Source organism: Shewanella nanhaiensis (assembly GCF_019457885.1).
Classification (GTDB): domain Bacteria; phylum Pseudomonadota; class Gammaproteobacteria; order Enterobacterales; family Shewanellaceae; genus Shewanella; species Shewanella nanhaiensis.
This window is the reverse complement of record NZ_JAHZST010000004.1, coordinates 1-14,078: the sequence shown is the minus strand read 5'-3', so window position 1 is coordinate 14,078 and position 14,078 is coordinate 1. Positions and strand designations below refer to the sequence as shown.

Here is a 14,078-nt window from a genome sequence, read left to right as displayed (position 1 = left end):
GGGTACTCTAAGCCAAATAATAATGATTAGGACCTTAACCTTGGATCTGCTGCGCGTCTGCCTTAGCTCTCTACTCTCTCTCGCCCTCTTTTTTAGTGTTGCCATCTCCCCAAAAGCAGAGACCAAAAAAGCAATAATCGAATCACGAGTCTCAGAGCTCAGCTATCAAGTATCACTCTCGCTCAGTGATAAACCAGAGCTTAATGTGGTGAGTAAAATAAACTTCAGACTCATTGAGAGTGAGCAGCCACTCACCTTAGCCCTTAGGCAGGCTCAAGTCAGCAGCTTCATTATCAATGGCCATAAGATCTACCCTAATTATGATGGAGAGCAGTTCACCCTGAGCCCAAGATTACTTGAGAATGGCAGTAATACCTTAGAGATAAATTATCGCGTTGCACTCACCACCGAGAAGAGCGGCATGAGTCGTGTTATCGACCGGCTAGATCAGCATATTTACCTCTACTCCAATTTCGATGAGGAGAGTGTCAGCCAGCTCCTGCCTATTTTCAACCAAGGTAATAAGGCCAGCTTTCAATTCAATATCACGGCCCCAAAAAGCTGGACCATAATCACAACCCAAGCCGAGACAGAGTTGATATCGAAGGGCGAATTTAATCTCTGGCAATTTCCGCCAAGCCCAGAGCTTACGCCCTATCAGCTCCCCCTTTACGCGGGGCCTTTTCAGATCTGGCACAACACCACAACAGAGCTCCCACTTAGGTTGATCGCCCGTCAATCGGTTAAAGATGCGATCGATTCAGAGCTGTGGTTTTCAAACGCCCACAATGCGCTTACTAAATTTACACAACAGTATGGCCAACCCTACCCAAATGATAAATTGGACCTGATAATCAAGCCCTCCCCTTTAGCCACCTCTTCAAAAATTGGGGTAGGCAGCTTCAATGAGCGAGATTTAACCCCAAGTGACGAAGATAAGTTTGCGCAACAGAGCCTCACGTCTCAAATCGACTATCAAGTATCTATGCAGTGGTTAAACACGTTAAATGTTGTTGAACAATCTGAAGCTGGCGAACTTGCTCGCTCTTCTCTGCGCGAAAGCTTAGCAAGTTATATGGCAATACAGGCGCAAGCTGATACAGGCGAGTACTCTCCAATTTGGCATCAGTTTTTCCTTAATCAGAAACAGATCGCCTATGAGCAAGATGAGCTCTACGCCCTACCTCTGGCAGGAAAAGCTCCAGCCATGAGCCCGTTTAAGGGGGCTGCGATACTCAAACAGCTTGAGTATCAGTTCACAAGTCGTCATTTTCGGCAGACACTCACAGAGCTTCTGGACTCACAAAATGGCTCTCTGACACTGGCGGACTTTATCAACAAGTTAGCCGCAGATGAAAAGCCGCCTCACAATCAATCCCAAGATAAAACACAGCTTCAAGCCATAGCTGGTCACATAAAAGTCGACTTTAGCTGCGCAGATAAACGTATCAACTCATTTACTGTACTGCAGAGCCCAGCAAGTGGCATGAGCAAGGAGTTGAACAATAAGCTAGACACGCAAAGAGTCACCTTAGGTTTATATACTAAGGGGCGGCGCCAACTTCACCGTAACTTAGATGCAGCCATCACGTATCAAGGTGCAGAGACCCAAATTAACAGGCTCATTGGCGTTCGCTGTCCCGACCTAGTCTATCCCAACGATCATGACTGGGGTTACGTTAAGGTTGAGCTGGACCCTAAGTCTATGGATACAGCCAAACTTGAACTCAGTACTCTCGAAGATCCTCTGCTCAAATCCATGTTGTGGCAAACCCTGTGGGAGAGTGTATTAGATGGAAAACTACCACTGGATCAATTTTTAGGGGCTGTATTTATTAATCTTCCCCAAGAACAAAATCCAGAAGTATTGGCTCAGGTATTAAAACTACTAATAAAAAGTAAAACCTATCTAGAGCAGATGCAGCCGATGCATCTGAGTTATACCCGTAGTGCACTAAAAGGGATGGCTCAGATGAGCCTGAGAAAAACCATGTTTTACAACCAAAACCCTGCACTGCAAAAACAATGGTTTAATGCCTATATTCAACTTGCGACTAACACTCAAGCCCTTGATCACTTGCAGCAACTCATAGAAGGTTCAGCTCACATTAACGGTCTTGTCTTAACGCAAGCTATGCGCTGGAGTATCGTCAAACAGATTAACCGCTACGATCACATTAAGGCTAAAAAGTTACTGTTAACCGAGCAGAAAAATGACGATTCAGAGACAGGTAAACTCTCCTTTATTGCAGCTCAGGCATCGCGTCCAGAAGCCAATATCAAACGTCGCTGGCTAACTCGAATTCAAAGTGATGAACGAATTGCCCCTGCTATCATAGAGCAGGTCATTCCCAACCTTTATCCTAAGGAGCAGGCAGAGTTAAGTGCAATGACCGCAGAGTTAAGGCTGACTAAATTAAACGAGTTGAACAGCCGTAAAACACCTGAGTTTATGGATCTGTATGCTAAACATTTAATTCCAGCTCAATGCAACTACCGCGGTATTGAAACACTCGAAAAAGTCCTGAAGGAGTATGTAAACTTTCCCCTCACCGCGTTGCAAAAGAGAAAGCTCTCAAAAACAAGTCAAGAAGCTCTACTTAGCGCCTATCAAGATGAGGTTCGCTGCGTGAGAATTAAGGAGAGATTACTTCATTAATTTTATAATGGTGAAATTAGCCAGACTCACCATAAAGTAGTGTTTATTACAGAAGAAAGGCTAAGCATTAATTTAACCTAATGATAAAAATCACTTTTTATTTTGGCATGAGGTTTGTATTAAACAGATCAGCTTGATACATTTTAATACAGCATTGATATTACCCAATTATAAAAAAGAGTAAGGAGTATAGGTTATGGGACCTTTTGAGATTGCAGCTATCGCTATCATCGGCGCTTTTTCGGTGAGTGCTTATAAGGAATACAACAAACGCAAAGGAGATGTGGACTCAGGTGAAGTGGATGCCTTAAAAGCGGAACTCGCGAAACTTCAGGAAAGAGTTGCAACCTTAGAGACCATAGTGACTGATAAGTCATACCAGCTCGGTGAGCAGATTAACAAGCTCTAACAAAACAAAAAGCCAGCGATATCGCTGGCTTTTTGCTTTATACAAATCAGTATAAGATGATTTCGATTAAGCAAACAGCTCTTTAATGTTTTTTAGATCGCCCTTACCCTCAGCTAGCTCCAGCGGAGTCAAGCCCGACACCTCGTGAGGGAAGACTAACCACTCATCAGATTCATGGATAAAGTAATCAGGTTTTAGCGGAACGGCGGTATTTTTTGGCTTGTAATAAGGGCAAGCGATACGCACATCTTTAGGTAAGTTAAGGCGCATCAAATCACTTAAGTTTTCCATAAGGGCATGGATGCTACGGCCAGAATCAAACACATCATCGACAATCAAAAGCCCATCATCAGCATTGGCATTCTCGACGATATAGTGCAGACCATGAACCTTAATCTGTTTACTCTGCTTATCTGTGCCTATGCCGTAATATGAGGAGGTACGCACAGCGATATGATCGGTTTCTACCTCTTTAAAATCAAAATACTCCTGAACCGCGATACCTATTGGCGCACCACCGCGCCAAATGCCCACAATAAACTGCGGACGAAAGCCGCTCTCATACACCTGCGCTGCTAAGCGAAAAGAATCTTCAAGTAACTCTTGAGCTGTAATAAACCGTTTATCAGACATCGAACCGTCCCCATCTTGTTATTTATATAGTAGGTAAGGCGCCATCCAAAAGATGGAGATACGCGGCCCATTCTGCCCCATAGAGCAAAATAACCGACACCTACCAGATTTTGGAGCGAAATTTTAAACTAAAAATAGGCTTTATGCTCTATTTAAAGTCAAAAGTTGTCATTTAGCGCATGTTTCATCTTCTCTCTAGAGATAAAAAAGCCACCTCAACTGAGATGGCTTTAGCGAACAAAGGGAGCTGTTACGCAGGCATTATTTTCGCCGAGCCTAGCTGGCTAACAGCGCTATAACGTTTATCCATATCTTCACTAAACTCAGTCGATTCGATGGTATCAACAAAGTGCCAGTCACTGCGCACCTGCTCTGCTGTGAATGTCAGAACCATAAAGCCACGATCGCGCAGATTAGTATATTGCAGGCCATCGACCATTTGAGTCACGCCCGCTTCTGTGGCAGCTTGCTGATCGGCAGGGATCCCTAGATAAAACTCTAAACCTGGTGAGGATACAGAGCTAGTTGCAAACTCAACCCCAACGGCATCGCCACCAGCATCACTGAGCTCATTTGCCCAAGCGTTATGGGTATCGCCAGCAATAACGACGAGATTACTCCCTTTCGATTTTGCTGTGCCTAAGATAACTTCACGTTCATAGGCGTAACCATCCCAAGCATCTAAATTATAAGGGATGTTAGGCAATTGTAGTTGTGCCATCACCTCAAGCGTTAACCTATGCTGGTTCGCGATTAAAAAGCTGTACTCGCTAGCCGTTAAAGTAGGATCATTGGCCTGAGCCCTTGCTGCAATCTGTGCAATCGCTCCTAACTCGGCAAACTCGGCGATACTTAACTGCTGAGTTGCAATTGCTGCTGGAAGCAACATTCTTCCCATCAACACCTGCTGTCCTAACACCTGCCATTTTCCAGTTGCCGTTAACAGGGTTTGCTGTAACCACTGCAGCTGCTCTTGGCCTAGCATGGTACGCTCGGTACTCGTCACATCGGCCATAAACCTGGCACTATCTATACCTTGTGTTGCCGGATCGATGTAATCGGCATAATCCAATGGTTTATTACGCGCTAATACGCGTGTATCCATCATATGCAGATCGACAAGATCACCGAAGCTAAATGAGCGGTAGATCTCTTCATTGTTCCCTTCACTCCAAGGGCGGATCGGTAACCATTCAAAGTAGGCCTGAAGTGCAGCAGCTTTTCTGTCATCAAAGCTACCTTCACCCTCATTATGATTTTCAGCGCCATCAGACCAAGTATCGTTCGCGACCTCATGATCGTCCCATACCGTGATAAACGGCACCTTGGCATGAAGCTTCTGCAAACTTGCATCGCCGCGATATTGGCCATAACGGGTACGGTAGTCACTGAGTAAAAACAGCTCCCCCTCTGGTAGCACTTCTCGATCAAGTTCTGCGGCATTCTCGCTGGCATATTCACCGCGAGCATACTCATAGATATAATCTCCAAGATGGATCACTGCATCCAGCTCATCTTGCTGAGCGGCCAGCTCATAGGTATTAAAGTAACCAGCGGGAAAGTTAGCACATGACATCACCGCCAGTTTAACGGAGTCAACAGCACCTTCCGGTAAGGTACGTGTCATGCCCACTTCAGAGGTGAGCTCACCTGAGGTAAAACGGTAGTAATAAGCAGTGCCGGAGTCTAGGCCGATGGCATCGACCTTCACGGTATAATCACGCTCTGCGGTTGTTACCATTTCGCCATTGGTCACCAGATCGGTAAAGCCTGAATCTGTTGCCACCTCCCAGCTTACTTTCACTTCACCTTCACTGCTTGGGGTGACACGTGTCCATAGGATCACAGCGCTATGGCTAGGATCACCACTGGCAATACCATGACTAAAGCTTGCTTGAATCGCACTAGCATCGTCATCATCACTGCTACTACAACCCATCAAGCCATAGGAAACTACAGCAGCGCCCACACCTTTAGCCGACATGGCCAAAAAATCTCTACGTGTAAAAGACCGGTTCATTATTATTATTCCTTTATTTTTATCATCTCGTAGTGGTAAGAGGTCTTACGAGTATCTATTTTGCAACACTACTATGACATTTATGAGACAAAACTCAAGGTTATGGATAATTTTGAAGTAGGCGATCTTTTTTATCTTATATAATCAAAGTAATAAGTTAATGAGAAAAGGAGGGGTCAATGAACGTCAGGGATATAATGAGTACTCAACTGGTTTGTATCAGTGATGAAGCCAGTTTAAAAGATGCCCACAGCTTAATGCAAAATCGTGGTGTACGACATCTACCAGTGATCTCAGAATCTGATGGCAAGCTTGTGGGCATACTGACTCACAAGAAGATGATAAGCACTGTCATGTCTATGATCTACAAATATGGCGCCGATGCACTGGATAGAAAAGAGCGAGCTCAAGGGATCCAATCTTTGATGGAATCTGACTTTCAACGGTTAGCTCAAGATGAGCCTCTTGCCATCGTAGTTGAATATTTTATCGATAATAAACTAGGCTGTCTGCCCGTTGTCGACTCTGAAGGTAAGATTGAGGGGATAGTGACATCCTCTGATTTTGTGAAACTCTGTGCAGAACTACTAAAAAGTCAATGAGAACAAATATGTCATAAAAACAGTAAAGCTAGGAGCGTCACTCCTAGCTTTGAGATCTATCTTAGCGTGTTGGACAAGCTGTTTCAGAGATACTGTTGATCACAATATCCTCAACAGGGACATCACTAAAGCTATTTCCATCAGGATCTTTAGCGATACCTGTTTCAACAATATCTATCTGGTCAATCACATCCTCTAAACCTTCAATCACTTTACCAAAAACTGCATAGCCGACCCCATCTTGTGCATGCTCCTTATCTAAGAATGTATTATCGACAGCGTTGATAAAGAACTGTGATGTCGCTGAGTTAGGTGCGCTGGTACGGGCCATGGCTAAGGTTCCACGAGCATTACTTATGCCAACATCGGATTCGTTAATAATGGGATCGCGCCCCTCTTTATAGATGAGTCCCGGTGTAAACCCACCGGTCTGCGCCATAAATTGAGTTATCACACGATGAAAGATAACACCATCATAGAAGCCTTCATCCACATACTGCTTAAAGTTGCTGCCAGTCACTGGGGTATTGGTCAGATCGATGGCTAACTTCACCTCTCCCATACTGGTATCCATCAGATAACATACGTCGGCAGCCAGTTCCGGAGCAGGATCTGGAGTCGGTGGCACACTAGTGTCTTCAGAATCGCTTCCACCACCGCAAGCCACTAAGGTAGAACCCAAGACTAAACTCAATATTAACTTCTTCATCGCTATCTCTTCTCTATTTTAGCGCCGCATTCTAAGGAACGTTGACACTAGACTGCCAAAGGCTGACAAGATGTTATAGTTAAGTTGAAAGCGAAACAATAGTAGATACAAAGTGTTACTTAAAGGGGAAGAGGTATTTCTGTGAATCAATGCCGTAGGATAATCGGGCCAAATCAGTTGGCCCGACAACCAAAAGTGAGTAAAGAGCTACTTAATCTTCTGAACCATTGAGATTAACGCCAAGGCCAATGCACCAGCAACAATCCCAAACAAGGTATTAAGTAGGCTAGGTGTGATAAATGACAGTGTTGGCCCCACCACAGACAGCTCGCCAAGTAGCGTCGCAACATGGGTTATATGCTCACTCACCACATGCAATCCGTGGGTTAAAATTCCACCACCCACCATAAACATGGCAATCGTACCTACGACAGTCAGCCCCTTCATCAAATAAGGCGCGGCATTAACCAGTCCACCACCAAACCAACGTCCAAAACGGGTGAAGAGCCCAGCACCTTCCCGCCTATTTAAATAGAGACCAAGATCATCAAGTTTCACAATCCCCGCCACTAAACCGTAAACCCCTATGGTCATCATTAAAGCGATTGCAGATAGGGTAACGACTTGAGTTGAAAAACTCGCCTCAGAAACCACGCCTAAAGTGATGGCAATAATCTCGGCAGAAAGCACAAAGTCAGTTCGGATCGCTCCTTTGATCTTCTCCTTTTCATAAGCGGCCAGATCATCCACTAACGCAACCGCGCTCTCCCCACCTTCACTGTGCTTTGCTCGCTTATGGCTATAGCTATGATAGATCTTCTCAAACCCTTCAAAACAGAGAAACAAGCCGCCAAACATCAGCAAAGGAGTGATAGCTTGAGGGATAAAAGCACTAATAAGCAACGCTGCAGGGACGAGAATACATTTATTTTTCAATGAACCTATAGCAACAGCCCAAACCACTGGCAGCTCTCTATCGGCGCTAACACCTGAGACCTGTTGCGCATTAAGTGCTAAATCATCACCTAATACACCGGCCGTTTTTTTCGCTGCCACCTTACTCATTAAAGCAACATCATCCAAAATAGCCGCAATATCATCTAGTAATGTCAGTAGGCTAGCTCCAGCCATAATAACTCCCTAAGTTAAACAAACTCTCTAAACAAGATAAAAAGAGAAGAGCGAAACTGATAGAAGTGATTTTCTTCTGAAAATCAGGTTAATCCACCAGTAATATCAAACATAAGATACACACCGCTAAGAAAAAATGAAAATTTTAGTGTTTAATCCTATAACTAAAAGTGCGACCCGAGGACTGACACTCGTATCGATGTAAGCGTATAATACATACAGAATTTTATGAAGCACTCCTCATAGGAAGCCAGTATGACACAAGATGAGATGAAAAAAGCCGCCGGTTGGGCAGCACTAGAATACGTTGAAAAAGACAGTATCGTAGGTGTTGGCACGGGCTCTACTGTTAATCACTTTATCGATGCCTTAGCCACCATGAAGGCCGATATTGAGGGAGCAGTATCTAGCTCTGAAGCCTCAACTCAGAAGATGAAAGATCTTGGGATCCCAGTATTTGATCTTAACTCAGTGGATGAGCTTTCTGTGTATGTTGATGGCGCCGATGAGATCAACGCTCATATGGATATGATTAAAGGCGGTGGAGCCGCTTTAACTCGCGAAAAGATCGTTGCAGCAGTCGCCGATAAGTTTATCTGTATTGTCGATAACACTAAGCAGGTTGATATTTTAGGTGAATTCCCATTACCCGTTGAAGTTATCCCTATGGCTCGCTCATATGTGGCTCGTCAGCTAGTTAAACTCGGTGGAGATCCCGTTTATCGTGAAGGTGTGATCACAGATAACGGCAACATTATTCTTGATGTGTACAACATGAAGATAGTCAATCCAAAAGAGCTTGAGCAGCAGATAAATAAGATAGTTGGTGTTGTGACTAACGGTCTATTTGCTAACCGCGGCGCTGATGTGCTGTTAGTGGGTTCGCCAGATGGTGTTAAAACATTAAAGTAGACCCGTTTACAGGCAACATTAAAGGAAGCTATTTTAATCGCTAAATTAAATCGGCTTCCAATGCTTTGCCCTTATACACAAAAGCCACCGAAGGTGGCTTTTGTGTATGGAACTCTTATGAAGATTTATCATGGATGGGTAACCTTCATTGTTTTAAACGGGAGATCCTAAGTGGTGTTTACTCCTCTAATGGCTCAATGAGTCCCTGTACAGGCTTTACCTCGTCCTGCTCCTTTACTGAAGCCACTTGTTCATCATCTAAACCACTTGGGAAGATCACCATAAACTTCACGCCTTTTTCTCTATTTTTATACTCCACATCTATGCTTCCCCCTAACCCCTCGGTGATCAAGCTATGCACAATTGATAAACCAAGGCCGCTCCCTCCAGTTAACTTAGCTGTAGTATAAAAAGGATCGAAACACTTCTTCATTGTCTCCTCATCCATACCATGACCATCATCTTCAACGGAGAAGAAAACACTGTCATCCATCTCGCCAACTTCAATGTTAATGGTGCCTTCGGTTCTATCTTTAAATGCGTGCCTCACTGCATTGAGTACCAGATTACTCGCGACCTGCCATATATGATTTGGCGTAACGTGGACATAAGTCGATCCCGTGCCACTAATATTGAGTTTATGTTGCCCCATCTTAAGCTCATGCCTGATACTCAACATTGACTCTTCGATAAACGAAAGCAACTCGAACGTGGCTCTATCATCCACGTGCTGACCCACAGCCACCTGCTTAAAACTTTTAATCAAGTCCCTAGCTCTGGAGAGGTTACTTGAGATTAATGATTCAGCCATCTTGCTCATTTCAAAGAATCTCTCTATCCCCTCATGCTCTAAACATTCATTGTTATAATCGTCCTGAAGCTTTTCAGTCTCCTCAACGAGAGTAGAGATAGCCGTGACACAGATACCTATGGGCGTATTCACCTCATGAGCAACACCAGCAACTAAAGTGCCTAAGGCTGCCATTTTTTCCGATTGAACTAAGGTTTCCTGGGCAAGCTCCAGCTTATTCAATGCAGTTTCAGCAGATTGTTTCGACTTTTCAGCTTTCAGCCTTAATACAGCAAGTGCTGCAACCTGTTTCTCGATTGCACCGAATACTCTGCGGATCAGAAACAGAAAAACAACTCCTCCGATAAAACTTAATGCCAGCACCCATATCCAAGTTGCCGTTAGTTTGTCCGCCGAGCTTTGCTCCATCACTTTTTGTCGATTTTGCTCAAGGAGGACGAAACGCCCCAGCTCCTGTTCAATATCAAGCACTAATGCTTCCAACTCCTGCTTAAATTGGTGTCTCTCAATCAGCATGGATAAATAGTCACGACGCAGAGTGTAAAACCCACCTTGGCTAACATGGATCGTCTGGTGTTTCTCATCGATATTATAGTTATCACCAAACAAGGAGACTCTTAACGCCTCCAGTTCTAGCTCTCCATTGGTATTACTATTAGAAAATACCGCCTCCATATCTCGTTGAAGGCGCACAAGTACTGGTTTTAACTTGTTGTCCTTGATATCTGCCAAAAGATCGTATTGATCAACGCCATCTAACACCTCAACTAGCTGTTGAATACTGGCAATCTCAAGTTGAAGGTTATCTCGGCCTCCTCGTAATTTTTTCAGATATGTTGCGACAATCTCACGCGCCAACTTATCGGCAACGCCAGCTTTGGCTTTCTGATACTGTCTAATTTGAAGTGAAGAGCGTATCCTTTCACGTCCAGCCGAGTCGTTAATTAAGCCATGAAGATCCTGCAAACGGTTACGCACTTTATCTAATGATATTTTATCTCTTACATCCTGATTTAATGATTCATTACGACTACGCCATAACTGCACAGTCACCAATAACCGACTAAACTCCTGCCCCTTTCGCTTTAATACCTCCCAGCGAGATAGAAGCTGCTCACTCTCATGATCGAATGAAGATAAAATTTGAGGATTTGTAAGGGATTCAATACTTCGCTGAAGGTTTACTATTGAGGCTGTACCCGCATCTTCATCAACGGTTTCATCCAGATTAAGTAACTTAATTAACTCAAGTCTTCCTCTTCCCAGCTCAAAACGGACCGTCGATTCATCCTCTGCAAATCTAATCGTTTCATTTGCCAACTCAGCTAACTGATCACGCTGATTAGTGATCCCCCACCCCATGGAGAGATTAACCCCGATAGTGATAACGATAGTCAGGCCGATGATGGCCCACAGCATCTTTCCAACACGTTTTGCCTCAATGGATGATTCAGTCATAATTTAGCACTATTACTGCTCAACAAAAGAGGCGATATCTGGCCATTCAAAAGAGACAAACTTGCCTTTCTCTAAACGGGTTGGCCAAACCATATGGCTTGCTTGGTGACTATTGGTATCAAAGTAGAGCGGATTTCCCACGCCAGCATCAAACTTACCTAATGCCTCCAGTGCATCGATAAGCGACTCTCTCGTTGGTTTACCGCCTATCGTTTTTAACGCTTTTGTCATAATTTTGGCTGCGATATACCCCTCTAAGCTACCAAATGAGGGTAGGGCTTCTGGTGCAAACGCCTTGAGTGCATCGCGGTACTCCTTAACAACAGGCAGTGAAAGATTTTCAGGGTGCGGCACAACCTGAGTCACAACTACCCCCTTAATATTTTCTCCTAACTGTTTAGCTAGAGGTGCACTTCCCACAAAAGAGACATTAAGAAACAGAGCATTAACTCCAGACTCCCTGGCCAGTTTAATAAAACGGGCACAAGGGGCGTATGCACCAACCATGATAATCGCTTTTGGGGTAACCTCAGCCAAGATGATATCGGCAAGTGCATTGTCTACTGAGAGGGTATTTCGTTCATATCGGCCGTGAACAACCTGAGATTTAGACTTCAGCCCATTTTTTAGTAAAGCGGTAATACCACCGATATATCCAGCATCACCATAGCCATCTCTTTGAGTAAAAAACGCTATCTCTTCAGGCTTAAGGCCAGCATGTTTTATTAAAGCATCAACCATAGTAGCAGTCTCTTCAGCGTAGCTAGCCCGATAATTTATAATGTAGCGATCTGGTGGCGTCTTACGCAAAACACCAGCTCCAGTAAAGGGAGCAAACAGTAAAGTCTGTTTTTCATTGGCGATGGGAATAGCAGAGATTGCGGTAGGCGTACCTACATTACCAATTACAGCAAGTACCTTATTTTTTTCAATCAAGGTTCTCATATTTGGCGCTGTTCGGTTAGGCTCATAGCCATCATCAAGTGCGATTAACCTAAGTTTACGGCCATTAATCCCCCCCTGGTTATTCTCCTGTTCAAACTGCATATTGACGCCTAACAGCATATTTTTACCTAGCTGCTCAGCGGGACCACTTAGTGCTGTAGACATACCAAGCAAAATCTCCCCTTTATTATCTTTGGACTCAGAAGACTGTGCCCAAGCCTCGGCACCAATAGCAAAAATAAAACTAAGGAAGATGAGTAAAAGGGAGGAAAGTTGAAAATGCCTTAATAAAGCAAAATTCAACCTTACGGAATAATGTCTACCTGAAAAACGGGTTGCTTTTAGCATCTCGATATCTCCTCAAAGAGATCTGTTTGATCGGCGGCATTGCTATCTAGTAATTGCTATCTAATAAATGTAGGACATGGATTGCACAAACTCAATTGAGGTATGGCCAGCTAAAAAGTTGATGCTTTTCATTCATCAATGATAATCAAGGCTAAAAAATTCCCGTTTAACTTAGGCTCTCGATAACATACTCGGTATAATCAACACCACAAACATGCAGATAAAGAACCTAAACAGATGGCAAGAACCGCTTCCGCCCTACACATTTTGGTCAAACATAAAGAGCTAGCCGAAGAGATAATTCAAAAGCTCAATAAAGGTGCAAAATTTGACCAATTAGCCAAAAAGCACTCTACCTGTCCATCGGGTAAGAAAGGCGGCAGTTTAGGCGAATTTAAGAAAGGTCAGATGGTTCCCGCTTTCGATAAGGTCTGTTTTACTGGTGAGCTGATCACACCACATCTAGTGAAGACAAAGTTTGGTTGGCATGTGATTAAAGTGCTATATCGCACTTAATGACGATATAGCTAGTTTCTCGCTAAGTTGGCAAGCCTTCGAATGAAGGCTAGTCACATTTTCTATGTGTTAATTTTTATCTGGATTGGTACAGGGTGAGTTTTTGAAGGTCGTACCTTCATTACTGTTTATTGCTTGCCGCAGGCTTATGTGCAGCTACTTCAGTGACACGACACGAGTATATCCCTATAGTCTCGGCCGTGACATCTGATGTGAATGGATTCACGAATGCCGTGGTGACATGGATGTCATAGAACGGCCATGTCACGGACGGTCACTGCCGCATCTACACTTGGTTATTTTTCTCTTCGATTTAGCTGTATTAGGTAAGGTTTCGTAACTAATTTTTACCCCAAAGTTAGCTAGCCTTCGAATTAAGGCTGATTACATTTTCTTGTTTAGCTTCTGGCTGGTTTGATATTTGGTGCTGTTTTTGAAGGTCGAACCTTCATTGTTATCTATCGCCTCCAGCGGGGGAATGTGTAGTTACTTCTACGAGGCGCCACAAGCACGTCCTTGTGGTCTCTACCAAAACATCCCTGTTTTGGAAGCTCGCAGCCACACCCACACCTGTTCATTTGTCTCTTCGATTTATCTTTACTTGGTAGGGTTTCGTAACTGATTTTGCCCCATTATGAGTTTCACAGCTCAAAAGATAAGTAGGCTGAGTAAAGCTTTGTCCATACAAAAGCTAATCTGAAAGAGTGTGATAATCTAAAAAGGTTATACTTGTCCTATTTTTTGGTCGCCACCTGATAGGCAGAAAGCCTGATTGATTCTGTAAGCTTTGGGAATTGAAGCTTAAATTATATACAACCAGTTGCTCCTGAGTTAACCTCCTTAAGCTATTACTTTAAATTGAAAATGCCAAGAGCCTATTCAGCAAGAGCTTGGCTAACATGGAAGTTTTATGATTAGAATACTT

11 protein-coding genes are annotated in these 14,078 nt (G+C 43.8%); 5 read left to right on the top strand and 6 right to left on the bottom strand.

Going from position 1 to position 14,078, the window contains the following annotated elements; all coding sequences use genetic code 11:
- Positions 1 to 22 precede the first annotated feature (22 nt).
- On the top strand, positions 23 to 2,659 hold the full coding sequence (locus K0625_RS06725; protein WP_220108996.1) for a M1 family metallopeptidase: 2,637 nt from the start codon (positions 23 to 25) through the stop codon (positions 2,657 to 2,659).
- 196 nt (positions 2,660 to 2,855) lie between these two features.
- Entirely contained in the window at positions 2,856 to 3,068 is a 213-nt protein-coding gene (locus K0625_RS06720; protein ID WP_220108995.1) for a hypothetical protein, read from the top strand.
- Between the two features lie 66 nt (positions 3,069 to 3,134).
- On the opposite strand, the gene K0625_RS06715 is transcribed toward K0625_RS06720, so the two are convergent.
- Together K0625_RS06715 and K0625_RS06710 are read right to left on the bottom strand one after the other, a co-directional pair.
- Entirely contained in the window at positions 3,135 to 3,701 is a 567-nt protein-coding gene (locus K0625_RS06715) for a phosphoribosyltransferase (RefSeq protein WP_220108994.1), read from the bottom strand.
- 250 nt (positions 3,702 to 3,951) lie between these two features.
- Entirely contained in the window at positions 3,952 to 5,721 is a 1,770-nt protein-coding gene (locus K0625_RS06710; protein ID WP_220108993.1) for an alkaline phosphatase D family protein, read from the bottom strand.
- A 179-nt stretch (positions 5,722 to 5,900) separates the two neighbouring features.
- On the opposite strand from K0625_RS06710, the gene K0625_RS06705 reads away from it, so the two are divergent.
- A complete protein-coding gene (locus tag K0625_RS06705) occupies positions 5,901 to 6,323 on the top strand; it encodes a CBS domain-containing protein (protein ID WP_220108992.1) in 423 nt (140 codons plus the stop codon).
- Positions 6,324 to 6,384: 61 nt separating this feature from the next.
- Here the strand turns inward: K0625_RS06705 and K0625_RS06700 are convergent, their stop codons facing one another.
- Complete coding sequence (locus K0625_RS06700) at positions 6,385 to 7,032, bottom strand: peptidylprolyl isomerase (RefSeq protein WP_220108991.1); 648 nt, start codon at positions 7,030 to 7,032, stop codon at positions 6,385 to 6,387.
- A gap of 207 nt (positions 7,033 to 7,239) precedes the next feature.
- On the bottom strand, positions 7,240 to 8,163 hold the full coding sequence (locus K0625_RS06695; protein ID WP_220108990.1) for a DUF808 domain-containing protein: 924 nt from the start codon (positions 8,161 to 8,163) through the stop codon (positions 7,240 to 7,242).
- 255 nt (positions 8,164 to 8,418) lie between these two features.
- Between K0625_RS06695 and rpiA the strand changes: the two genes are divergently transcribed.
- Complete coding sequence (gene rpiA / locus K0625_RS06690; protein ID WP_220108989.1) at positions 8,419 to 9,075, top strand: ribose-5-phosphate isomerase RpiA; 657 nt, start codon at positions 8,419 to 8,421, stop codon at positions 9,073 to 9,075.
- 178 nt (positions 9,076 to 9,253) lie between these two features.
- Here the strand turns inward: rpiA and K0625_RS06685 are convergent, their stop codons facing one another.
- Both K0625_RS06685 and K0625_RS06680 read right to left on the bottom strand, forming a co-directional pair.
- Positions 9,254 to 11,344: a sensor histidine kinase gene (locus K0625_RS06685; protein ID WP_220108988.1), complete on the bottom strand. Its 2,091-nt coding sequence runs from the start codon at positions 11,342 to 11,344 to the stop codon at positions 9,254 to 9,256.
- Positions 11,345 to 11,356: 12 nt separating this feature from the next.
- Positions 11,357 to 12,637, bottom strand: a complete 1,281-nt coding sequence (locus K0625_RS06680) for an ABC transporter substrate-binding protein (RefSeq protein WP_220108987.1) — start codon at positions 12,635 to 12,637, stop codon at positions 11,357 to 11,359.
- 237 nt (positions 12,638 to 12,874) lie between these two features.
- On the opposite strand from K0625_RS06680, the gene ppiC reads away from it, so the two are divergent.
- Positions 12,875 to 13,153: a peptidylprolyl isomerase PpiC gene (gene ppiC, locus K0625_RS06675; RefSeq protein ID WP_012323592.1), complete on the top strand. Its 279-nt coding sequence runs from the start codon at positions 12,875 to 12,877 to the stop codon at positions 13,151 to 13,153.
- Positions 13,154 to 14,078: the final 925 nt, after the last annotated feature.